The 22,828-nt window shown below is 73.6% G+C and carries 21 protein-coding genes; 4 read left to right on the top strand and 17 right to left on the bottom strand.

What is annotated here, in order from left to right:
- Positions 1-276 precede the first annotated feature (276 nt).
- The 8 genes from truB to rimP form a co-directional block, all read right to left on the bottom strand.
- Entirely contained in the window at positions 277-1,182 is a 906-nt protein-coding gene (gene truB / locus ACFTWP_RS33365) for a tRNA pseudouridine(55) synthase TruB (protein WP_380268725.1), read from the bottom strand.
- Positions 1,183-1,285: 103 nt separating this feature from the next.
- Positions 1,286-2,434, bottom strand: a complete 1,149-nt coding sequence (locus ACFTWP_RS33360) for a bifunctional oligoribonuclease/PAP phosphatase NrnA (protein WP_380268724.1) — start codon at positions 2,432-2,434, stop codon at positions 1,286-1,288.
- Between the two features lie 2 nt (positions 2,435-2,436).
- Positions 2,437-2,880, bottom strand: a complete 444-nt coding sequence (rbfA, locus tag ACFTWP_RS33355; protein ID WP_380268723.1) for a 30S ribosome-binding factor RbfA — start codon at positions 2,878-2,880, stop codon at positions 2,437-2,439.
- A gap of 154 nt (positions 2,881-3,034) precedes the next feature.
- Positions 3,035-3,331 carry a DUF503 domain-containing protein gene (locus ACFTWP_RS33350; RefSeq protein WP_380268722.1) on the bottom strand — a complete coding sequence of 99 codons (297 nt, stop codon included), beginning with the start codon at positions 3,329-3,331 and terminating at the stop codon, positions 3,035-3,037.
- Positions 3,332-3,466: 135 nt separating this feature from the next.
- The gene (gene infB / locus ACFTWP_RS33345; RefSeq protein WP_380268721.1) at positions 3,467-6,634 is read right to left on the bottom strand and encodes a translation initiation factor IF-2; all 3,168 of its coding nucleotides are present in this window, start codon (positions 6,632-6,634) and stop codon (positions 3,467-3,469) included.
- Positions 6,635-6,889: 255 nt separating this feature from the next.
- The gene (locus ACFTWP_RS33340; protein ID WP_380268720.1) at positions 6,890-7,189 is read right to left on the bottom strand and encodes a YlxR family protein; all 300 of its coding nucleotides are present in this window, start codon (positions 7,187-7,189) and stop codon (positions 6,890-6,892) included.
- 78 nt (positions 7,190-7,267) lie between these two features.
- Entirely contained in the window at positions 7,268-8,293 is a 1,026-nt protein-coding gene (nusA, locus tag ACFTWP_RS33335) for a transcription termination factor NusA (protein ID WP_380268719.1), read from the bottom strand.
- An 86-nt stretch (positions 8,294-8,379) separates the two neighbouring features.
- Positions 8,380-8,997, bottom strand: a complete 618-nt coding sequence (gene rimP, locus ACFTWP_RS33330; protein WP_380268718.1) for a ribosome maturation factor RimP — start codon at positions 8,995-8,997, stop codon at positions 8,380-8,382.
- A 286-nt stretch (positions 8,998-9,283) separates the two neighbouring features.
- On the opposite strand from rimP, the gene ACFTWP_RS33325 reads away from it, so the two are divergent.
- A complete protein-coding gene (locus ACFTWP_RS33325) occupies positions 9,284-10,477 on the top strand; it encodes a DUF4439 domain-containing protein (RefSeq protein ID WP_380268717.1) in 1,194 nt (397 codons plus the stop codon).
- 96 nt (positions 10,478-10,573) lie between these two features.
- Positions 10,574-11,497: an aminoglycoside phosphotransferase family protein gene (locus ACFTWP_RS33320; RefSeq protein WP_380268715.1), complete on the top strand. Its 924-nt coding sequence runs from the start codon at positions 10,574-10,576 to the stop codon at positions 11,495-11,497.
- Here ACFTWP_RS33320 and ACFTWP_RS33315 read toward each other — a convergent pair.
- From ACFTWP_RS33315 to ACFTWP_RS33280, 8 genes are all read right to left on the bottom strand, one after another.
- The gene (locus ACFTWP_RS33315; protein WP_380268714.1) at positions 11,470-12,045 is read right to left on the bottom strand and encodes a GNAT family N-acetyltransferase; all 576 of its coding nucleotides are present in this window, start codon (positions 12,043-12,045) and stop codon (positions 11,470-11,472) included. The genes ACFTWP_RS33320 and ACFTWP_RS33315 overlap by 28 nt on opposite strands.
- Before the next feature lie 97 nt (positions 12,046-12,142).
- Positions 12,143-13,018 carry a GNAT family N-acetyltransferase gene (locus tag ACFTWP_RS33310; RefSeq protein ID WP_380268750.1) on the bottom strand — a complete coding sequence of 292 codons (876 nt, stop codon included), beginning with the start codon at positions 13,016-13,018 and terminating at the stop codon, positions 12,143-12,145.
- Between the two features lie 125 nt (positions 13,019-13,143).
- Positions 13,144-14,304, bottom strand: coding sequence for a flavodoxin-dependent (E)-4-hydroxy-3-methylbut-2-enyl-diphosphate synthase (gene ispG, locus ACFTWP_RS33305; protein WP_073926564.1), 1,161 nt, complete (start codon positions 14,302-14,304; stop codon positions 13,144-13,146).
- A 139-nt stretch (positions 14,305-14,443) separates the two neighbouring features.
- Entirely contained in the window at positions 14,444-15,748 is a 1,305-nt protein-coding gene (locus tag ACFTWP_RS33300) for a M50 family metallopeptidase (RefSeq protein WP_380268713.1), read from the bottom strand.
- A gap of 69 nt (positions 15,749-15,817) precedes the next feature.
- A complete protein-coding gene (dxr, locus tag ACFTWP_RS33295; protein WP_380268712.1) occupies positions 15,818-17,047 on the bottom strand; it encodes a 1-deoxy-D-xylulose-5-phosphate reductoisomerase in 1,230 nt (409 codons plus the stop codon).
- A 148-nt stretch (positions 17,048-17,195) separates the two neighbouring features.
- Positions 17,196-18,506, bottom strand: coding sequence for an aldehyde dehydrogenase family protein (locus ACFTWP_RS33290; protein ID WP_380268711.1), 1,311 nt, complete (start codon positions 18,504-18,506; stop codon positions 17,196-17,198).
- Positions 18,503-18,916 carry a putative quinol monooxygenase gene (locus tag ACFTWP_RS33285; protein WP_380268710.1) on the bottom strand — a complete coding sequence of 138 codons (414 nt, stop codon included), beginning with the start codon at positions 18,914-18,916 and terminating at the stop codon, positions 18,503-18,505. Before ACFTWP_RS33285 ends, ACFTWP_RS33290 begins: the two co-directional genes overlap by 4 nt.
- 33 nt (positions 18,917-18,949) lie before the next feature.
- Positions 18,950-19,876, bottom strand: a complete 927-nt coding sequence (locus ACFTWP_RS33280) for an NADP-dependent oxidoreductase (RefSeq protein WP_380268708.1) — start codon at positions 19,874-19,876, stop codon at positions 18,950-18,952.
- A 117-nt stretch (positions 19,877-19,993) separates the two neighbouring features.
- On the opposite strand from ACFTWP_RS33280, the gene ACFTWP_RS33275 reads away from it, so the two are divergent.
- Both ACFTWP_RS33275 and ACFTWP_RS33270 read left to right on the top strand, forming a co-directional pair.
- The gene (locus ACFTWP_RS33275; RefSeq protein WP_380268707.1) at positions 19,994-20,503 is read left to right on the top strand and encodes a MarR family winged helix-turn-helix transcriptional regulator; all 510 of its coding nucleotides are present in this window, start codon (positions 19,994-19,996) and stop codon (positions 20,501-20,503) included.
- A gap of 41 nt (positions 20,504-20,544) precedes the next feature.
- The gene (locus ACFTWP_RS33270; protein ID WP_380268706.1) at positions 20,545-21,201 is read left to right on the top strand and encodes an NAD(P)-binding oxidoreductase; all 657 of its coding nucleotides are present in this window, start codon (positions 20,545-20,547) and stop codon (positions 21,199-21,201) included.
- 91 nt (positions 21,202-21,292) lie between these two features.
- On the opposite strand, the gene ACFTWP_RS33265 is transcribed toward ACFTWP_RS33270, so the two are convergent.
- Entirely contained in the window at positions 21,293-22,735 is a 1,443-nt protein-coding gene (locus ACFTWP_RS33265; protein ID WP_380268705.1) for an aldehyde dehydrogenase family protein, read from the bottom strand.
- Between the last annotated feature and the right edge of the window lie 93 nt (positions 22,736-22,828).

The following is a 22,828-nucleotide window of genomic DNA, read 5'->3' as shown; positions in this document are numbered from 1 at the left end:
CCCGCCACGGCCGTCGTGCCCGGCCGCCCGGGAGTCTGCCCGCCCCGGTGCCCGCACGACCCCGCGCGCGCCGTTCACCACCCCGGTTCACCTCGCGCGCTCGCCCGTCCGGGTGAGCCCCGTCCCGGGTGGGGGTGCGGGCCGACCGGAACGGGCGGGGGTGCAGGGCCGGGCCCGCAGACGGCGCGAGCCCGTACGCGACGTGCGCGTACGGGCTCGCGAAGGCGGCCGAAGGTGCCGAGCACCGGCCCGCGGTGCGGCGGGCGGGCCGCAGGCTCAGCCGACGAAGACGGCGACCGGGCGGGCGTGGCCGCCCTTCTCCTCCACCAGCGCCAGGAACCGCTCCTCCGGGCCGAAGACGGCGATCGGGCCGTCCACCCCCAGCCCGGGGGCCTTCAGCTTCATGCCGTTGGCGAGCAGTCTGGCCTGGTCGGCGTCGATGTCCCAGCGGGGGAAGGCCGCCGCGGCGGCCTCGCCGATCGGCAGCACCTCCAGCTTCTCCTCCAGCTGCTCCAGCGTGCGGGCCGACTCCACCGAGTACGGGCCGACCCTGGTGCGGCGCAGGGCGGTCAGGTGGCCGCCGACCCCGAGGTCGGCCCCGAGGTCGCGCGCCAGCGCCCGGATGTACGACCCGGAGGAGCACTCCACGGTGACGTCCAGGTCGACCACCGGCGTCCCGTCCTCGGCCACGGCCTCGCGCAGCTCGTGCACGGTGAAGGAGTGGATGGTGGTCGCCCGGGCGGGGATCTCGAAGTCCTCGCCCTCGCGCACCCGGGTGTAGGACCGCTTGCCGTCGATCTTGATGGCGCTGACCTTGGACGGCACCTGCATGATCTCGCCGGTCAGCTTCGCCACCCCGGCGTCCACGGCCTGCCTGGTCACCCCGGTGGCGGGGGTCGAGGAGGTGACCTCGCCCTCGCGGTCGTCGGTGACGGTGTCCTGGCCGAGCCGCACCGTGGCCTCGTAGGTCTTGGCGGTGAGCATCAGGTGCCCGAGCAGCCTGGTGGCCCGCTCGACGCCGATGACCAGCACTCCGGTGGCCATCGGGTCCAGCGTGCCGGCGTGGCCGACCTTGCGGGTGCCGGCCAGCCACCGCATCTTGGCCACTACCCCGTGCGAGGTGATGCCCTCCGGCTTGTCGACGATGACCAGGCCGTCGGGGCCGGTTCCCTTGCGCTTCATCGGTTCATTTCTCCAGGACGTGCAACAGCGGACGGGCGGTGGAGGACGTGCGGAAGGAGGCGGACGCCACGGGTGCGGAGCCGGACGGGCGGGCCGCCGTCGGTCACCCGGCGGCCGGGCCGCCGGCCGCGTCCAGCGCCGCCCGGAAGCGCGCCACCACGGTCGCGACGTCCTCCCGGGTGGAGAACCCGGCCGCGAAGGTGTGCCCGCCGCCGCCCAGCTCGGCGCAGACGCGGGCGACGTCCACCGCGCCCTTGGAACGGGAGGAGCCGCGCAGGGTGCCGTCCGGGTCCTGCTTGAGGACGAGCGCGACCTCGGCCTCGGCCGGGCGGCGCAGGATGTCGATCAGGCCCTCGATCTCCTCCACGGTGACGCTGAACAGGGCCAGGTCCTCGTACGGGACCCAGCTCCAGACCAGCCCGAGGCCGCCGGCCGCGTCCGGCTCGAAGACCGCCCGCTCCAGCGCGCCGGCGAGGACCTTGAGGTAGCCGAAGGAGGAGGTGTCCCAGAGCTGCCGCGAGATCAGGTCGTGCCGGATGCCGGTGGCCAGCAGCCGACCGGCGAGTTCGTGGGTGGCCGGGGTGGTGGCGGCGTACTTGAACGAGCCGGTGTCGGTGGCCACGCCGGTGTAGAGGCAGGTCGCCAGGTCCTGGTCGAGCGGTACGCCCAGGCGCCGCAGCAGCTCGTCCACCAGCACGGCGGTCGCCGGCGCGGTCGGATCGATCAGCTGGTGGGTACCGAAGCCGGGGTTGGAGGCGTGGTGGTCGACGACCACCAGCACCGGCGCGGCGAAGGCCTTCCCGTGGAGCAGCCCGAGCCGCCCCTCGGAGGCCACGTCGAAGCAGAGCACCAGGTCGGGGACGTCGGGGACGTCGGCGGCCGGGACGATCAGCTCCTGCCCGGGCAGGAAGGCCAGCGACTCGGGGACGATCTGCGGGTCGTCCCCGAAGGAGACCCGCACCTCGTGGCCGAGCGAGCGCAGCGCGAGGCCGGCCGCGAGGGCCGAGCCGAGCGCGTCACCGTCGGGGCAGATGTGGCAGATCAGGTCGATGGAGCGGGCGCGCCCGATCTCGGCCACGACCTGCTGCCAGACCAGCTCGAAGCCCGGGACCTCGGCGCGCGGGCCCGGAAGCACCGCGAGGGCACCCTCCACCGAGTTGGTGGAGGACGCCCCCGAAGTCCCGCCGGCCGCCGCCGCGCCGTCTGCCGCTGCACTCACCACGGAGTCGGCCACCGCCGGCTCGCCGGCCATGACTACTCGTCCTCGTCGTCACGCTCGGAGGCCGGGACCTTGTACGGGTCCGCCTCTCCGGCGTACGACTTCCCGGTCGCCGTGGTGCGCACCTCGGCGTCGATCTGCCGGGCCCGGTCGAGCAGGTCGTCGATGTTGCGGGCGTTGTCCGGCAGGGCGTCCGCGACGAAGGTCAGGGACGGGGTGTGGCGCACACCGGTCTCCTTGCCGACGGTGCTGCGGAGAATGCCCTTGGCGCTCTCCAGCCCGGCGGCCGCGGCCTGGCGCTCGGTCTCGTCGCCGTAGACCGTGTAGAAGATGGTGGCCTCCCGCAGGTCACCGGTGACCCGGGTGTCGGTGATGGTCACGAAGCCCAGTCGCGGGTCCTTGACCCGCCGCTGCAGGGTCTCGGCGACCACCACCTGGATGCGGTCGGCGAGCTTGCGCGCCCTTGCCTTGTCGGTCACGTTGCCTCCTCGTGCAGTGGGCCCGGTACTCGGGGGTCGAAAGCTCACCCTCAGGGGCCCATGCCCCAACGTACCGGCCCGCGCCCAGCCTTGTGGGCGCTCTCGGTCCTGATCTGTGTGAGAGTGGCGACTCCCGCCGCTCCCACTGCGGATCTCAGTCGTCGTCGTCCCCGTGGTAGCGCCTCCTCACGGAGAGCAGCTCCACCTCGGGGCGGCCGGCGACCAACCGCTCACAGCTGTCCAGGATCTCGGTGACGAACCCGGCCTCGCCGGACACCACCGCGACGCCGATCTCGGCCCTGCGGTGCAGATCCTGGTTCCCTACTTCCGCCGCGCACACGCTGTACTTGCGCTGCAGCTCGGCCACGATGGGCCGCACGATCGAGCGCTTCTCCTTCAGCGAGTGGACGTCGCCGAGCAGGAGGTCGAACGTGAGTGTTCCTACGAACATGTGTGACAGGTCAAGCCGACCTGGAGGCCTCGGGGGGAGCCCGGTGACCGGGCTGATGTACGAGGACCCTACACAGTGGACCGGGGCCGGTCGACGGGAAATTCCCCGCCGACCGGCCCCGGACCGACCACTCGCCTACGCGCGCGGCTTCTCGCGCATCTCGTAGGTCTCGATGACGTCCTCGACCTTGATGTCGTTGAACGACCCGAGGGTCACACCGGCCTCGAAGCCCTCGCGGACCTCGGTCGCGTCGTCCTTGAAACGACGCAGGCCCTCGATGGTGAGGTTCTCCGTGATGACCTTGCCGTCGCGGATGAGGCGTGCCTTGGCGTTGCGGCGCAGCAGGCCCTCGCGGACGATGACACCCGCGATGTTGCCGAACTTGGAGGAGCGGAACACCTCGCGGATCTCCGCGGAACCGAGGCGCACCTCCTCGTACTCCGGCTTGAGCATGCCCTTGAGGGCCGACTCGATCTCCTCGATCGCCTGGTAGATGACCGAGTAGTACCGGACGTCCACGCCTTCCTTGTCGGCCGCGGTACGGGCACGGCCTTCGGCGCGCACGTTGAAGCCGATGATGATGGCGTCGGAGCCCATCGCCAGGTTGACGTCGGACTCGGTGATCGCACCCACACCGCGGTGCAGGATGCGGAGCTCGACCTCCTCGCCCACGTCGAGCTTGACGAGGGCGTCCTCCAGGGCCTCCACGGAACCGGAGACGTCACCCTTGATGATGAGGTTGAGCTGCTCGATCTCGCCGGCCGCGATGGCCTTGTCGAGGTCCTCCAGCGACACCCGGACCCGGCGCTGCGCGAACGCGGCGTTGCGGTCACGGGCCGAGCGCTTCTCGGCGATCTGACGCGCGGTGCGGTCCTCGTCGACGACGATGAAGCTGTCGCCGGCGCGGGGCACCGAGGTGAGACCGAGGAGCAGCACCGGACGGGACGGGCCGGCCTCGGCGAGGCTGTTGCCGTTCTCGTCCAGCATGGCGCGGACGCGACCGTAGGCGTCGCCGACCACGATCGAGTCGCCGACGCGCAGCGTGCCGCGCTGGACCAGGACGGTCGCCATGGCGCCGCGGCCCTTGTCGAGGTGCGCCTCGATGGCGATGCCCTGCGCGTCCTGCTCCGGGTTGGCCCGCAGGTCGAGCGAGGCGTCGGCGGTCAGGACGACCGCCTCCAGCAGCTGGTCGATGTTCAGACCCTGGCGCGCGGAGATGTCGACGAACATGGTGTCGCCGCCGTACTCCTCCGCCACCAGACCGAACTCGGTCAGCTGACCGCGGACCTTGGTCGGGTCGGCGCCCTCGACGTCGATCTTGTTGACGGCGACCACGATCGGCACGCCCGCGGCCTTGGCGTGGTTCAACGCCTCGACCGTCTGCGGCATGACACCGTCGTTGGCCGCGACCACCAGGATCGCGATGTCGGTGGACTTGGCACCACGGGCACGCATGGCGGAGAACGCCTCGTGACCCGGGGTGTCGAGGAAGGTGATCGGACGCTCTTCGCCGTTCACCGTCGCCGACACCTGGTAGGCACCGATGTGCTGGGTGATGCCACCGGCCTCGCCGGCCACCACGTTGGTCTTGCGGATGGCGTCCAGCAGGCGGGTCTTACCGTGGTCGACGTGACCCATGACGGTGACGACCGGCGGGCGCGCCTCCAGCATGTCCTCGTCGCCCTCGTTCGCACCGAAGTCGATGTCGAACGACTCCAGCAGCTCACGGTCCTCGTCGTCACGGCTGACGATCTCCAGGACGAAGCCCATCTCGTCCGCCAGCAGCTGCAGCGTGGCGTCGGAGACCGACTGGGTCGCGGTGACCATCTCACCGAGGTTGAACATCACCGAGACGAGCGCGGCCGGGTTGGCGTTGATCTTCTCCGCGAAGTCCATCAGCGAGGCGCCGCTCGACAGGCGAACGGTCTGGCCGTTGCCGCGGGGCAGCATCACACCGCCGACGGACGGGGCCTGCATGGCCTCGTACTCCTGGCGACGCGCGCGCTTCGACTTGCGGGCACGGGCCGGGCGACCGCCCGGGCCACGACCGAAGGCACCCTGCGTGCCACCACGGGCACCCGGGCCGCCGGGACGGCCGCCGAAGCCACCGGGACGCGGGCCGAAGCCACCGCCGCCACCGGGAGCGCCACCGGGACGCGGGCCGCCGAAGCCGCCACCGGCCGGGCGCGAACCCGGACCGGCCGGACGGCCGGCGAAGCCGGGACGAGCGCCACCGGCGCCGGCACCCGGACCACCCGGACGGCCACCGGGGCCACCGGGACCACGGCCACCGGGGCCCGGACGCGGGCCCGGACCGGCCGGACGCTGCGGCATCATGCCCGGGTTCGGACGCGGCATGCCGGACGGGCTGGGCCCACCCGGACGCGGACCGGCCGGACGCGGCATGCCGTCGGGGCGCGCGGCGCCACCGGGACGCGGAGCGCCACGGTCGGCACCCGGAGCACCGGCGGGACGCGGACGGTCGCCACCGGGACGCGGAGCGCCACGGTCGGCACCGGGAGCGCCCGCGGGACGCGGACGGTCGCCACCGGGACGCGGAGCGCCACGGTCGGCACCGGGAGCACCGGCGGGACGCGGACGGTCGCCACCGGGACGCGGAGCGCCACGGTCGGCACCCGGAGCACCGGCACCCGGACGAGCGGCACCCGGCGCGGCCGGACGACGGTCACCCGGACGGGCCATGCCGGTGGCACTGCCCGAGGTGAACGGGTTGTTGCCGGGGCGCGGACCGGCCGGGCGCGGGCCCGGACGGGCGCCGGCACCGGCGGCCTGCGCGGCCGGACGTGCGGCCTGGGCCGGACGCTCCGGGGCGGCGGGCGCCGCGTCACCGGCGGGAGCCGGCGAGGAGAACTCGGCCGCGGGAGCGGCCGGGGCCGCCGGGGTGACCGGACGCGCGGCCGGGCGCGGGCCCGGGGCGGCGGCCGGCTTCACCGGGGCGGGGGCGGCCGGGGCGGCGGGAGCCGCGGCGGCCGGGGTGGGACGGGGACCCGGGGTCGCGGCAGGGCGCGGTCCCGGCGTGGGGGCACCCGGGCGGGGTGCGGCCGAACCGGCGGCGGAGCCGCCGGCGGGCTGGGGCGCCGCGGGCTTGCGCGGGCCAGGCTTGGCAGCGGAACCACCCGTGGGGGCCACACCAAGCGCGTCAGTCAACTTGCGTACGACCGGCGCCTCGATAGTCGAGGACGCCGAACGGACGAACTCGCCGAGCTCGGTGAGCTTGGCCATGACGGCCTTGCTCTCCAAGCCAAGCTCCTTGGCGAGTTCGTAAACCCGGACCTTAGCCACTTCACTCCTGTCTATGAGTCCGGGGTGATCGTCCGCCGGACTGTCGCTACTTCATGGGCGTACCCATCGCGTACTCATCGCGTACTCATCGAGTGCTCATCGCAATCTCGACCTACTTCCACATCGCGAGGTACCTGACTGGATCGCACGGCGCGCGGATACACGCGCGCACTGTGCTTGTTGCGGTGGTTCTCCGCCGTGGTGACGGCGGCCGTAGCGGGCGGAGTCCCCCTCCAGGCGGGCCTGAGGGAAGCCTCAGGGCGCCGGGGTGCCGCCAACCCGCTCCTCGATGTACTCGCGGAGCCGCTCCGTGTCGAGCGTGCCCTGGAGCCGGAAGGCCCTGGGGAACGCGCGACGGCGGACCGCGAGGTCGAGGCAGGTCGGGTCGGGATGCAGGTGCGCACCCCGGCCCGGCAGTGCGCCACGGGGATCGGGGACGCAGACGCCCTCGACCGCCGTGACACGCAACAGCTGGTGCTTGGCCGCTCGCTTGCGGCAGCCCACGCAGGTGCGCTCCGGGCGTGCTCGGACATGCGTCCGGCCAGACGAAGGCAAGTCTACCCCTCCGAAGGGACATGGTGCCGCCCCGCCGATCCGGGCGGGACGGCACGGTGACTCGGACCGGTGCGGGACCTACTCTCCCGCGCGCTCCCGGCCGTCCTGCCCGGACCCGCCCTCGGGCTGCCCCTCGGTGTCCGGCCGGATGTCGATCCGCCAGCCGGTGAGGCGGGCGGCCAGGCGGGCGTTCTGCCCCTCCTTGCCGATCGCCAGCGACAGCTGGTAGTCCGGCACGATCACCCGTGCGGAGCGCTGGTTGTAGTCGACGATCTCGACCTTCGTCACCCGGGCGGGGGACAGCGCGGCGGCGACCATCTCCGCCGGGTCCTCCGACCAGTCGACGATGTCGATCTTCTCGCCGTGCAGCTCGGCCATCACGTTGCGCACCCGGCTGCCGACCGGACCGATGCAGGCGCCCTTGGCGTTCAGGCCCTGACGGCGGGACCAGACGGCGATCTTGGTGCGGTGGCCGGCCTCACGGGCGATCGCGGCGATCTCGACGCTGCCGTCGGCGATCTCCGGGACCTCCAGCGCGAACAGCTTGCGCACCAGGTTGGGGTGGGTGCGCGAGAGCGTCACCGACGCGCCGCGGACACCGCGGCGCACGGCGACCACGTAGCACTTCAGCCGGGTGCCGTGCTTGTAGTCCTCGCCCGGCACCTGCTCCTGCGGAGGCAGGATGGCCTCCAGCTTGCCGATGTCGACCAGGATGTTCTTGGGGTCGTTGCCCTGCTGGACGACACCGGTGACGATGTCGCCCTCCTTGCCCGCGTACTCGCCGAAGGTCTGGTCGTCGGCGGCGTCGCGCAGCCGCTGCAGGATGACCTGCTTCGCGGTGCTGGCGGCGATCCGGCCGAAACCGCTCGGGGTGTCGTCGAACTCCTTGGGCTCGACGCCCTCGTCCAGCTCGCTCGCGTCCTCCAGCGCCCACACCGTCACGTGGCCGCTCTTGCGGTCCAGCTCGACGCGCGCGCGGCGGCGGGAGCCCTCGGTGCGGTGGTACGCGATGAGGAGGGCCGACTCGATCGACTCGACCAGCAGGTCGAAGGGGATGTTCTTCTCGGTAACCAGCCCACGCAGGGCGCTCATGTCGATGTCCACGGCTACGCCTCCTCGTCTTTCTTCACGTTCATGGTGCGGATGGTGCGGAGGTCGTCACTCCGCGTCCCGGTCGTCGGGGGCGTCGCCTAGGCGCGGTCCTCGTCGGAGTCCCCGGACCCCTCGGTGCCGTCGTCGTCGGCGATGTCGTCGTCAGCGATGTCGTCGTCGGCGGCGTCATCCAGGTGGGGGTCCTCGAAGTCCGGGGCCTCGTCGAGGAGCTTCTCGTCCTTGCGGTTGAACTCCACCTGGACGCGCGCCTTGGCCACCTCGGAGTACTCCAGACGGCGCTCCTTGGCCCGGCCGCGGCCCTTCACCGGCTGGACCTCGACCAGCGCGCCGTCCTCGTCCGGCGAGAGCACCCGGGCGACGATCTCGGTGCCGTCCGCGAGCTGCGCCTTGACCAGCCGGCCCTCGGCCCGGCGCCAGTGGCGGGGCTCGGTGAGGGTGCGCTCGGCACCCGGGGAACCGACCTCCAGCACGTACGCGCCGCTGCCCATCACGTCGGACTCGTCCAGCGCCTCGCCGACCACGCGGCTGAACTCGGCGATGGCGTCCAGGTCCACGCCGCCGTCGGCGTCCACGTCGACCTGCACCTGGCGGCGGCTGCCGGCCTGGGTGACCTTGACCTCTTCCAGGTCCAGCCCGGCGTCGGCGGCCAGCGGCTCCAGCAACGCACGCAGCCGGTCGATCTGGGTGGTGCTCATCCGGGTGACTCCTCGGCCGCGTCTGCTGTTGTCAGAAGGTCATACTGCATCGCCTCCGGGGTGGAACCCCCACAGGGCGGATCGCAGCAACTCGGCCCAAAGCCTATCCGGTCAACCCCCGAACCACCGATTCCGCACACCCCGGCGCCGGGGCCGCCGGGCCCCACTGCGAGCAAGGTCACACCGCGGGCCCGGTCCCCGAAGGATGTCCGCGGACGTGGGGATTCTGTAATCATTCACGCCATCGGGAGTCGAGGCGCTCCCCCACCACCCGGGAGAGACACCGATGCAGCCCCCCGTCCGACGGACCACCCTGACCCTCGGGCTGCTCACCGCCGCCGCACTGCTCGCCGCCTGCACCGGATCCCCGCACGAGGACCGGCGCGACCAGCAGCAGACGGACCCCGACCTGCCGGTGCGGACCCGGGCCGTGGCGGCCACCGACGCCCTCCTCGCCGCCTACGACACCGTCCTCGCCGGCGCCGGCGCCGGCCGGGCCGGGGAGCTCCAGCCGCTGCGGGCCGACCTGCTGCGCCACCGGGCCGCCTTCGCCGAGGGGCTGGGGGCCACCGCACCGCCCGCCACCGCACCGCCCGCCAGCACGGTGCCCGCCACCGGCAGCCCGGCCGCCACCGCCTCCGGCCCGGCCGCCACCGCGACCCCCGTCACCACCGTGGCCGAACTCGGCGCCGCCGAACGGCGGACGGCGCAGGCCCGGCTCGCCGACCTGCCCGCCGCCTCGCCCGACCTCGCCCGACTGCTCGCCTCGGTCTCCGCCTCCGACGCGCTGCACGCCGCCGCGCTCGGCGACACCACCCCGGTGACCGGCCCCGCCGGGGGCACCGCCGCCGCGCCGACCGGCGCCGGCACCTCCCCGACCCCCACCGCAACGGGCACCGCCTCCGCCGGCGCGACCGGAGGCACCGCGGCCGCCTCCCCGACCGCGGCCGCCTCCCCGACCGCGGGCGCCACCACCGCGGGCGCCACCAGCACCGCGACGCCGCTGCCCGACGCGGCGGCCACCGCCCTGCAGAGCGCCCTGGCCGCCGAGCACGCCGCCGTCTACGGCTACGGCGTGGTCGGCGCCCGACTCCCCGACGACCAGCAGCGGACGGACGCCCGCGCCGCCTTCGCCGCCCACGAGGCCCGGCGGGACGCCTGGCGCCGGCAGCTGGCCGGCGCGGGCGCCAGCCCCGGCGCGGCCGCCCCCGGCTACCAGCTGCCCTTCGCCGTGGGCGACGCGGCCGGCGCCGCCAGGCTGGCCGCCCACATCGAGGCCCGACTGGCCGACGTGTACGGAGAACTGGTCGCCGCCCTGCCCGCCGACGGGCGCACCGGCGCCGCCGACGCCCTGCGCGGCACCGCCCTGCAGGCCCACCGCTGGGGCGCCGCCGCCACCGCCTTCCCCGGCCTGCCCGAGCCCGCCGCCTCCGCCACCGGCACGCCCGGCACCGCACCGGCCTCGACCCCGGCCGGCTGACACCACCCGGTCGCTTCGCTGACCTGCGGGTTCCCGTTCATGGCCGACAATGGACGGGTAGTAACCAGCGGGGGAGCGTCCAACCGGAAGGCCAGCATGTCGGCAGCACCAGCGCGGATCACCGTCCCGCAGCACCTGGTCCGGAGCGTCGGCGCCCGCCAGGGCGACGACGGCCGCGCCTGGCTGGAGGGCCTGCCCGAGCGGGTCACCGGCTACCTCCGGCACTGGGACCTGACGCTGGAGCGGATCCTGGACCCGGGCGGCCGGCTCAGCCTGATCGGGTACGTCCACCGCGACGACCTGAGCCCGGCCGTGCTCAAGGCCGGACTGATCACCCCCGAGACCGCCCAGGAGCACGCCGCCCTCACCCACTGGGCCGGCCGCGGCGCCGTCCTGCTGCTGGCCGCCGAACCCGCCGAGGGCATGCTGCTGCTGGAGCGCCTGCACGGCGAGATCCCGCTGCGCTCGCTGGCCGAGGCCAAGGCCATGCTGGAGGCCGCCGGCCTGCTCCAGCGCCTCTGGGTGCCACCGGCCGAGGGCCATCCGTTCACCACCGTGGCCGACCGCGTGGCCGTGCTCTCCGACGGCATCCGCCGCCATCGCGACCTGCCCGGCGCGGCGGACACCCGGCCGCTCGCCGACGAGGCCCTGGGCATCGCCGACGACCTGCTGGGATCGGGCGACGAGCGGTTCCTGCTGCACGGCGACTTCCACCACGGCAACGTGCTGGCCGCCGACCGCTCGCCCTGGCTGGCCATCGACCCCCGACCGCTGGTCGGCGAACGCGCCTACGACCTGGCCCGGCTCGCCCAGGACCGGATGGACACCCTGGTCGGCTCCCCCGGCCCGCGCGGCGCCGCCCGCCGCCGGCTGCACCAGCTCGCCGAGGCGGTCGAGGTCGACCACGACCGGCTGCGCGGCTGGACCCTGTTCCGCAGCGTCGCCACCGGACTGCACAGCCTGGACGCCGGCGACACGGCGACCGCCCAGCTCTACCTGGAGTTCGCCGACTGGCTCTGAGCCGCCCGGCCCGGCAGCAACGGCAGCGTCGCGCCCATCACGACGTACGGGCGGTCGGTGTTCGGGAAGCGCACCGCACGCGCGAGGTCCCGGTAGCCCAGCGAGCGGTACAGCCGGCGGGCCGGGGTCTCCTCGTCGATCGCCGACAGGATGCTGCGGTGCAGGCCGGACTGCTCGCACAGGCGCCTGATCAGCCCGCTCCCCACCCCCCGGCCCTGGAACTGCGGCAGCACGTGCAGTTCGGTGACGGCGAAGACGTCGTCCAGCCAGTCGCCGTACCCGCGCGCCTCCAGGTGCGGCTGGATCACCGTGCTCCACCAGTGCTCCCGGTGGTTGGGCATGCCGTAGCCGAAGCCGACCAGCCGGCCGCCGCTCATCGCCCCCAGCGCGATCACCCCGGGCTGCAGGGCGTGCCGCCCGACGATCTGCAGGCGGACCGCGACCTCCTCGGACGTCAGCCCGAAGGCCCGCGCCTGCACCTCCAGCGCGTACGGCGCCCAGGCCGCCAGGTCGATGGCCTCGATCGTCACCTCGGTCAGCTGCTCCATGCCCCGGGACGTTACTACCTGCCGCGCCCTCGGCGGGCCCCGACGGACCTCGAAGCAGGGCGCTTCGGGGCGGAACGCCCCGCAGCCCCCCGCCGGCTCAGAACAGCACGCTCATGAAGGCGCCGACCTCGCGGAAGCCGACCCGGCGGTACGCGGCACGGGCCCGCAGGTTGTAGTCGTTCACGTACAGCGAGACCACCGGTGCGACCTCCCGCAGGGCGAGGTCGAGGACGGCCGCCATCCCGGTGACGGACAGCCCCCGGCCGCGGTGCTCGGGGGCGACCCAGACGCCCTGGATCTGGCAGGCGCCCTTGGTGACGGCGCCGATCTCGGCCTTGAAGACCACCTGGCCGTCCTCGTCGAAGCGCGCGAAGGAGCGACCGGTGCTCACCAGTTCGGCGACCCGGGCCTGGTAGAGCAGGCCGCCGTCACCGGCCAGCGGGGAGATGCCGACCTCCTCGGTGAACATCGCCACGCAGGCGGGCATCACGGCCTCGACCTCGTTCTTGCGCACCCGGCGCACCAGCGGATCGGGCGTCACCCCGGCGGCCGGCGCGGTGGCGGCCATCAACGGCTGGTGCGCCCGGACCTCGCGGGCGGGGCCCCAGCTGCGCTCCAGCAGCGCCCACAGGGCGGCGGTGGAATCGGCCGGGCCGACGATGGAGGAGCAGCGGCGCCCCTGCCGGCGGGCCCGCTCCGCGAAGGCGCGGACGGCCTCCGGGCCGGCGTTGACCAGCACCAGGTTGGCCCCGGCGTAGCAGAGGGACTCCAGGCCGCCGTTCTCGTCGTACCAGCCCCACATCTCGCCGCCCAGGCGCCAGGGGTCGAGCCCGACGGACTCCACCCTGGTCGCGACGAAGGCGTTGGCGACCGGGTCCCGGTGGAGCACCGCCAGGGTGTCCGCCAGGTCCGGGGCGTCGAGGACGCGGGTGGTCGCCAGGGCGCGTGCGGCCTGGAACGCACTGGGGAGCATCACACCTCGATCGAGCATCGAGACAGCACCTCACTGAGAGACTCTTGCCGCACCCTACTCCGTGGCCCCACCCGGATACGGCCACGGGGTCGTCCGTCGACGGACGACCCCGCAGCGGACTTCGGTCAGTCGGCGGCGACCACGGTCGGCGCGCCCGCCTCGACACCCTCGGCCTGCATCAGCTCGGCGAGCTTCAGGGCCTCCTCGATCAGGGTCTCGACGATCTTCGACTCGGGGACCGTCTTGATGACCTCGCCCTTCACGAAGATCTGGCCCTTGCCGTTGCCGGAGGCGACGCCGAGGTCGGCCTCGCGGGCCTCGCCCGGGCCGTTGACGACGCAGCCCATGACGGCGACGCGCAGCGGCACCTCCATGCCCTCCAGGCCGGCGGTGACCTCCTCGGCGAGCTTGTAGACGTCCACCTGGGCGCGGCCGCAGGACGGGCAGGAGACGATCTCCAGGCCGCGCTGGCGCAGGTTCAGCGACTCCAGGATCTGGTTGCCCACCTTGACCTCCTCGGCCGGCGGGGCCGACAGGGAGACCCGGATGGTGTCGCCGATGCCCTCGGACAGCAGCGCGCCGAAGGCGACCGCGGACTTGATGGTGCCCTGGAAGGCCGGACCGGCCTCGGTGACGCCCAGGTGCAGCGGGTAGTCGCAGGCCGCCGCGAGCTGGCGGTACGCGTTGATCATCACGACCGGGTCGTTGTGCTTGACCGAGATCTTGATGTCGCGGAAGTCGTGCTCCTCGAACAGCGAGCACTCCCAGAGCGCGGACTCGACCAGCGCCTCCGGGGTGGCCCGGCCGTACTTCTCCAGCAGCCGCTTGTCGAGCGAGCCGGCGTTGACGCCGATCCGGATCGGGACGCCGGCGTCCTTGGCGGCCTTGGCGATCTCGCCGACCTTGTCGTCGAACTGCTTGATGTTGCCCGGGTTCACCCGGACCGCCGCACAGCCGGCCTCGATCGCCGCGAAGACGTACTTCGGCTGGAAGTGGATGTCGGCGATCACCGGGATGCCCGACTTCTTGGCGATGATCGGCAGCGCGTCCGCGTCGTCCTGGGTCGGCACGGCCACCCGGACGATCTGGCAGCCGGAGGCCGTCAGCTGGGCGATCTGCTGGAGGGTCGCGTTGATGTCGGCGGTGACGGTGGTCGTCATCGACTGCACGGAGATCGGGGCGTCGCCACCCACCGGAACGTTGCCGACCATGATCTGCCGCGAGACGCGGCGGGTGGCCAGCGGCTTGAGCGGCAGGGACGGAATACCGAGCGAGATCGCGGTCATGTGCGCAGGGTTCCCCGGGGTTGAGGTGGGTGGTCCGGCCGCTTGCGGCTGCCGGGCCGGGTGCGCAGACGTACGCGCACCCGGCGTCCAACGGTACGGCACCTGCGGCGGGCGGAGCACATCCGCCCGCCGGCGCCGGCTAGGTGATCTTGACAGGGTTGACGAGGTCGGCTACCAGCACGAGCAGGGTGAAGCCGATGAAGATGCTGGCCACCACGTAGGCCGCCGGCATCAGCTTGGCCACGTCGAACGGGCCCGGGTCGGCCCGCCGCAGCAGCCGGGCGATCCGGCGCCGGACGGACTCCCAGAGCGCGCCCGCGATGTGGCCGCCGTCCAGCGGGAGCAGCGGCAGCATGTTGAAGAGGAACAGCGACAGGTTGATCCCCGCGAGCAGGTTCACCATGACGGCGACCCGCTGGGTGGCCGGGATCTCCAGCGCGAAGACGTCGCCGCCGATCCGGGCGGCGCCGACCATGCCGATCGGGGAGTCGGCGTCCCGCGGGGTGCCGTCCACGATGGAGTGCCACAGGCCGGGGATCTTGCCCGGCAGCGCGACCAGCGACTTCACGCCGGTCTCCGCGTTGGTGTACATCCGGTCGAGGCTGTCGGTGAAGCCGAGCTTGACCACGCCGTTGACCGGGACGAAGCCGAGGAAGCCCGCCTCCACGGTCTGGCCCTTGAGCGGAATGCCGTTGCCGTCGTACTTCTGCACCTGGTTGACGCCGATGGTCGGGGTGAGGGTGACCCGCTGCCCGTCGCGCTCGACCACCACCGGCACCGTGCGGCCGGCGGACCTGCGGATGTCCGCCTGGAGCCGGTCGTAGTCGCGGATCCGGTCGCCGTCGAAGAACAGGACGGTGTCGCCGCTGCGCAGCCCGGCCGCCGCAGCCGGCGAGGCCGCCGCACCGGCCGGGCAGGTGTCGGTGGGCTGGCCGGCCGGCACCACGCACTGCTGCACCAGCTTGACCGTCGGCAGGGTGTCCTGGACGCCGAAGCCCATCATCACGGTCAGGAACAGTCCGAAGGCCAGGATCAGGTTCATGAACGGGCCCGCGAACATCACGATGACGCGCTTCCACGGCTTGCGGGTGTAGAACAGCCGCTGCTCGTCGCCGTCCTGCAGCTCCTCGTAGGAGGCCTCCCTGGCGTCCTCGATCATGGAGCGCCAGGGCGAACTGCTGCGCTGGGTGATCCGGCCGTCCTTGCCGGGCGGGAACATCCCGATCATGCGGATGTACCCGCCGAGCGGGACGGCCTTGATCCCGTACTCCGTCTCGCCCTTCTTGCGGGACCAGACGGTCGGGCCGAAGCCGACCATGTACTGCGGCACCCGGATGCCGAAGACCTTCGCCCAGGAGAGGTGCCCGAGCTCGTGCCAGGCGATCGAGAACAGCAGCCCGACCACGAAGACCGCCAGGCCGATTCCCCACATCACTGCCGCCACCGCTGGTCCTCCGTCATGCCGCTCAGTCCACCCATCGGGTCCGTACCGTCCCTGTCGTCCCTACGGCGCTCAGCCGGCCGCCAGCTCGCGGGCCCGGGCGCGGGCCCAGTCCTCGGCGTGCAGGACGTCCTCGACCCGGAGAGAAGTTCCCGGGGCCGGCGTTCCGTGCTCGGCCACGACCTTGGCAACAGTGTCCACGATCCCCGTGAACGCGAGACGGCCCTTCAGGAAGGCCTCCACGCACTCCTCGTTGGCGGCGTTGAACACCGCGGGGGCGGTGCCGCCGAGCGTCCCGACCTCGCGGGCCAGCTCCACGGCGGGGAAGGCCTCGTCGTCCAGCGGGAAGAACTCCCAGGTGGCCGCCTTGGTCCAGTCGCAGCCGGGGGCGGCGTCCGGGACGCGGTCCGGCCAGCCGAGGCCGAGCGCGATCGGCATCCGCATGTCCGGCGGGCTCGCCTGGGCGAGCGTCGAGCCGTCCGAGAACTCCACCATCGAGTGGACGACGGACTGCGGATGGACCACGACCTCGATCCGGTCGAACGGCACGTCGTACAGCAGGTGCGCCTCGATCACCTCCAGGCCCTTGTTGACCAGGGTCGCCGAGTTGATCGTGATGACCGGGCCCATCGCCCAGGTCGGGTGCGCCAGCGCGTCGTCCGGCGTGACGGCGGCGAGCTGCGCGCGGCTGCGACCGCGGAACGGGCCGCCGCTCGCGGTCACCACCAGCTTGCGGACCTCCGCGCGGGTGCCGCCGGCCAGCGCCTGGAAGATCGCGGTGTGCTCGGAGTCCACCGGGACGATCTGGCCCGGCTTCGCCAGCGCCTTCACCAGCGGGCCGCCGACGATCAGCGACTCCTTGTTGGCCAGCACCAGCACCCGCCCGGCGCGCAGCGCCGCCAGCGTCGGGCGCAGGCCGATGGAGCCGGTGATGCCGTTCAGGACGGAGTGGCACTCCAGCCCGGCCAGCTCGGTGGCCGCGTCCGGGCCGGTCAGGATCGCGGGCAGCGGCCGGCCGGCCGCCTTCGCCGCCAGCGCCTCGCGCAGCGCGGGCTCGGCCGCCGGATCGGCGATCGCGACCGTGTGCACGCCCAGTTCCAGGGCCTGCTCGGCGAGCAGCGCGACCCGGCCGCCGGCCGCCGAGAGGGCCACCACCCGGAAGCGCCCGGGGTTGCGCAGCACCACGTCGATCGCCTGGGTGCCGATCGAACCGGTGGAGCCGAGGATCACCAGCTCCCGGGGGGCGGAAGGGTCCTTCACCGTGGGGGTGAAGCGCAGCGTCGGGTGGGCGAGCGAGTTCATGCGCCCATTGTGTCCTGCCCGCCGCGCCGGGTGGCGCGGCGGGCAGGATCGGGTGCAGATCTTCACGGTGCCGGGGCCCGCTCGTCACTCGTCCGGCGCGTCACCCGTCCGGCGCGGCACCCCTCCGCCGGGGATCGGTGCGGCGGGATCAGTGCAGCGGCTTGTCCAGCACGGCCTTGGTGTGACTGAAGGTGTCCACCGAGTACTCGCCGTGGTAGCGGCCCATGCCGCTCTCGCCGACCCCGCCGAAGGGCAGCTCGGGCACCGCCAGGTGGGAGACCGGCAGACCGAACACCAGCGCGCCCGAGGAGGTCTCGGCGGCCAGCCGCTCCTTCGTCGCGTCCGACTCGGTGAAGGCGTACAGGGCCAGCGGCTTGTCCCGCTCGTTGACGAAGGCGATCGCCGCGTCCAGGTCGGGCACCCCGAGCACCGGCAGGACGGGCCCGAAGATCTCCTGCCGCATCACCGGGGCCTGCGGGGAGACGTCGGCGAGCACCGTCGGGGCCAGGTAGCGGGTGGCGCGGTCGTGTCCGCCGCCGACGACCGTCCGCCCGTCGCCGAGCAGCGCGGCCAGCCGGTCGAAGTGCCGGGTGTTGACGATCCGCCCGTACTCGGGATCCGCGGCGGCGTCCTCGCCGTGGGCCTCGCGCACGGCCTCGGCCAGCTCGGCCTCCAACCGGGGGCCGGTGTCCCCGACGGCGAGCACGTAATCGGGGGCGACGCAGGTCTGCCCGGCGTTGAGGAACTTGCCGCGGACGATCCGCCGGGCGGTGACGGCCAGGTCCGTGCCGGTGTCGACGATCACCGGGCTCTTGCCGCCGAGTTCCAGCGTGACCGGGGTGAGGTTCCGGGCCGCGGCGGCCATCACGATCCGCCCGACCGCGCCGTTGCCGGTGTAGAAGATGTGGTCGAAGCGCTGCTCCAACAGGGCGGTGGTCTCCGGGACCGCGCCCTCGACCACGGCCACGGCCTCCGGATCGAGGTAGCGCGGCAGCAACCGGGCGATCGCCGCGGAGGTGGCCGGTGCCAGCTCGCTCGGCTTGACCAGCACGGTGTTGCCGGCCGCCAGCGCACCCACCAGCGGGGCGAGCGCCAGCTGCAGCGGGTAGTTCCACGGCGCGATCACCAGCACCACGCCGAGCGGCTCGCGCACGGCCCTGGCCTCGGCCGGCAGGAAGGCCTCGGGAACGGCGGCGGGCCGCGGGCGCAGCCACTCGGCCAGGTGGCGCACGGTGTGGTCGAGCTCGTTGAGGGTGAACCCGATCTCGGTGCGGTAGGCCTCGGCGGGCCCCTTGCCGAGGTCCGCGCGCAGGGCCTGCTGCAGCGCGCCGCTCTCCTCGGTGAGCAGCGTGCGCAGGGCCTCCAGCTGGCCGAGGCGCCAGTCGAGCGGTCGGGTGCGGCCGGTGGCGAAGGTGGCGCGAAGCCGGGCCACCACGTCGGCGGCGGGAGTGTCGGTCATGGTGCGGTGCTCCGTGGGGTGTCGGTGCGGTCGGCGGTGCCCTGCTCGGCGGTGCCCTGCTCGGTGCGGGCGCTGCCGGTGCCAGTGGCCCCGGACGCGGCGGTCCCGTTCCCGGCGGCCGTCAGGACCGGTGCGTGCAGCTCGACCTGGCGGTCGATCAGCAGTGGTGCGATCGTGCCCTGGACGAGCTCGCGGTAGCGGTCACTGTCGCGGTGCGCCCGGGCCGCGTCCTCGTCCGCGTACTCCGCGAGGAGCACGAACGCGGCCGGATCACGCAGCGAGCGGAGCGCCCGGAAGGCGATCACGCCCGGTTCGGCGAGCGCGGACTCGGTGAGGGCGGCCAGCAGGCCGGCCACCCGCTGCTCCTGGCCCCGGACGGCGAGCCAGTCGGCGATGGCGACGATGGACATGGGGGTGTCTCCCGGGTTCCGTACGGGCGCGGATCAGGCCACGGTGACGACGACCTTGCCGCGGGTGTGCCCCCCGGCGTTCAGGCGCTGCGCGTCGGCGGCCCGCTCCAGCGGGAAGCTCGCCGCGACCTCGACCCGCAGCAGCCCGCGGTCGGCGAGGTCGGCCAGCGCGGTCAGGTCGGCGGCGTCCGGGCGGACGAAGACGTAGCGGCCGCCCAGGGCCAGCACGGCGCCGTCGGCGATCGAGGCGAGCCGGCCGCCCTCGGCCAGCAGCCCGGGCGAGAGCTGCAGGGCCTCGCCGCCGATCAGGTCGAGGACGGCGTCCACGCCCTCGGGCGCCAGCGCGCGGACCCGGTCGGCCAGGCCCTCGCCGTACGTGACGGGCTCGGCCCCGAGCTCGCGCAGGTAGTCGTGGTTGTGCTCGCCGGCCGTGCCGATCACGCGGGCGCCGAGGGCGGTGGCGATCTGGACGGCGAGCGAGCCGACGCCGCCGGCCGCGGCGTGCACCAGCACCGTCTCGCCGGGCTTGACCTCCAGCGCCCGGGTCAGCGCCTGGTAGGCGGTGAGGCCGGCCAGCGGGAGGCCGGCGGCCTGCTCGAAGTCGAGCGCGGCGGGCTTGCGGGCGAGGGTGCGGACGGGCGCGGCGACGTACTCGGCGAAGGTGCCGCGGCCGACCGTGTCCTCCCGGACGTAGCCGACGACCTCGTCGCCCGGGGCGAACTCGGTGACGCCGACCCCCACCTGCTCCACCACGCCGGCCACGTCCCAACCGGGGATCACCGGGAAGACGGCGTCCATCACGCCGTCCAGGTAGCCGGCCTGGATCTTCCAGTCGACCGGGTTCACCGAGGCGGCCCGCACCTTCACCAGGACGGCGTCCGGGCCGAGCTTCGGCTCCGGGACGTCGCCGTACTCCAGGACGTCGGGGCTGCCGTAGGTGCGGTAGGTGATGGCCTTCATGGTGGTGCTCCTGAACAGAAAGATTTGATGGGCTCGATGGTTGAGGTCATCAAGCAATAAATCGAAGGTAGATCTCGATGATTGAAGATGTCAAGTAATCGGGCCTAGACTGGTCCCATGACCCGGACCACACCCACACCAGCGCCCGCAGACCCGTCCGCGCCCGGCACGGACCGGCTCATGGACCACCTCGCCCACGCCGCCGCCTGCTACTACCGCAGCTTCGCCGTCGTCGCCGCCGGCCAGGGCCTCACCCTCATCCAGGGCAAGATGCTCAGCCTGCTCGGGCGGCCCCTGCCCATGCGGGCCCTCGCCGAACTGCTCGGCTGCGACGCCTCCAACGTCACCGGCATCGTCGACCGGCTCGAAGCACGCGGTCTGGTCCGCCGCGCGGCCGACCCGGCGGACCGCCGGGTCAAGACCGTGCTGCTCACCCCCGAGGGTGAGGAGGCCGTCCGAAGGATCCGCGCCGACATCGTCGCCGGCCTGCCCGGCCTGACCCGGCTCGACGCGGACGACCGCCGCGCCCTGCAGGCGCTGCTCGACCGGGCCTTCCCGCACACCCCCGACCCCTCCGACGCCCGCACCGACGGCACCCGCACCGACGGCCCCCACCCCTCCGGCTGAGTCCGCGCGCCGCCCGCGCCCGCACCGGCTACCGTCGCAGCATGCGTACCGTCATCGCGGGTGGCCACGGAAAGATCGCACTGCTCCTGGAGCGGCTGCTCGCCGAACGCGGCGACCAGCCGGCCGGGATCATCCGCCGCCCGGAGCACGCGTCCGACCTCCAGGAGGCCGGCGCCGAACCGCTGCTGCTCGACCTGGAGGCGACCACCCCCACCGAGCTCGCCGCCCTGCTCGACGGCGCCGACGCGGTGGTCTTCGCCGCCGGCGCCGGCCCCGGCAGCGGCGCCGAGCGCAAGAACACGGTGGACCGCGACGCCGCGGTGCTGCTCGCCGACGCCGCCGAACTCGCCGGCGTCCGGCGCTACCTGATGGTCTCCTCGATGGGCGCCGACGCCGCCGCCACGTACCCCGCCGACCCGGTGTTCGAGACCTACCTGCGGGCCAAGGGCGCGGCCGACGACGCCATCCGCGCCCAGGACGCCCTGGACTGGACGATCCTGCGGCCCGGCCGGCTCACCGACGGACCCGGCACCGGCCGCGTCCGCCTCGCCGCCTCCACCGGCCGCGGCGACGTCGACCGCGCCGACGTGGCAGCCGTCCTCGCCGCCCTGCTCGCCGCCCCCACCACCGCCGGCCTCACCCTCGAACTGGTGGCCGGCGACACCCCGGTGACGCAGGCCGTGGCCACCCTCGGCTGAGCCCTCAACACACGTGTCCGGAACGGCCGCGGCCCCGCCACCGAGTCGGTGACGGGGCCGCGGCACGCGGATCCGGGCGGATCCCGGCGGATCAGAGGTCCAGGCCGGTGAGGACCAGCACCTTCTCCTGCGTGTAGTCGTCCATCGCGTACCGGACGCCCTCGCGGCCGACACCGGAGTCCTTGACCCCGCCGTACGGCATCTGGTCGGCCCGGTAGGAGGGAGCGTCGCCGATGATCACGCCGCCCACCTCCAGCTCCCGGTGCGCCCGGAACGCGGTCTGCACGTCGTGCGTGAACACGCCCGCCTGCAGGCCGAAGAGCGAGTCGTTGACGGCCGCGAAGGCCTCGTCGGTGCCGTCCACCTTCTGCAGCGACAGCACCGGGCCGAACACCTCGGCGGTCGCCAGGATCGCGTCCGAGGGCAGTTCGGCGAGCACGGTCGGGGCGTACGAGGCACCCTCACGGGTACCGCCGGTGAGCAGCTTCGCGCCCTTGGCGACGGCGTCGTCCACCCAGGACTCCACCCGCGTGGCGGCGTTCTCGTCCACCAGCGGACCCACCTCGGTGGCCTCGTCCGTCGGGTCACCGGTGACCTGCGCCTGCACCTTGGCCACGACCTTCTCGACCAGCGCGTCGTACACCGTCGCGTCGGCGATGACCCGCTGCACCGAGATGCAGGACTGGCCGCCCTGGTAGTTGGCGAAGGTCGCGATGCGCGAGGCCGCCCACTCCAGGTCGGCGTCGGAGGACCAGTCGGCCAGTACGACGGCGGCCGCGTTGCCGCCGAGCTCCAGGGTGACGTGCTTGCGCGGCACCGAGTCCATGATCTGGTAGCCGACCTTGTCCGAACCGGTGAACGAGATCACCGGCAGGCGCTTGTCCTGGACCAGCGCGGGCATCCGCTCGTTCGGCACCGGAAGGACGCTCCAGGCACCGGCCGGCAGGTCCGTCTCGGCCAGGATCTCGCCCAGCACCAAGGCGGACAGCGGGGTCGCCGGAGCCGGCTTCAGGATGATCGGGGCGCCCACCGCGATGGCCGGGGCCACCTTGTGCGCGACCAGGTTCAGCGGGAAGTTGAACGGGGCGATGCCCAGCACCACGCCGCGCGGGAAACGGCGCACCACCGCGAAGCGGCCGGTGCCGCCCGGGTCGGTGTCCAGCCGCATGGTCTCGCCGTTCGTACGGCGGGCCTCCTCGGCCGCCCAGCGGAACACCGAGACGGCCCGGCCGACCTCGCCGCGGGCCCACTTGATCGGCTTGCCGTTCTCGGCGGTGATCAGCTGCGCGATCTCCTCGGAGCGCTCGGCCAGCCGCTTGGCCACGTGGTCCAGGGCGGCGGTGCGCACGTGCGCGGGGGTCGCGGCGAACACCGGGAGCGCGGCCACGGCGGCGGCCAGCGCCTCCTCCACCTGCGCCTCGGACGGCACCGCGACCTTGCCTACCAGGCGCCCGTCCCACGGGTTGCGCACCTCGAAGTCGCCGTCGCCGCTCGCCCGGCGGCCGGCCAGCCAGAACTCATGGGTGGTGGTCACAGTGGTACCGGCCCTCTCCTCGTCGTCTGCGCCCCACCGACGTGGAGCCTGAACCCCACGGTAGGCGGCGGCGCGACGGATCCGGATTGGCCG

Origin of the sequence: Kitasatospora sp. NPDC057015 (genome assembly GCF_042673745.1) — a bacterium.
Lineage (GTDB): Bacteria > Actinomycetota > Actinomycetes > Streptomycetales > Streptomycetaceae > Kitasatospora.
The sequence above is the reverse complement of the archived record's forward strand: the minus strand, read 5'-3'. Positions and strand labels throughout refer to the sequence as shown.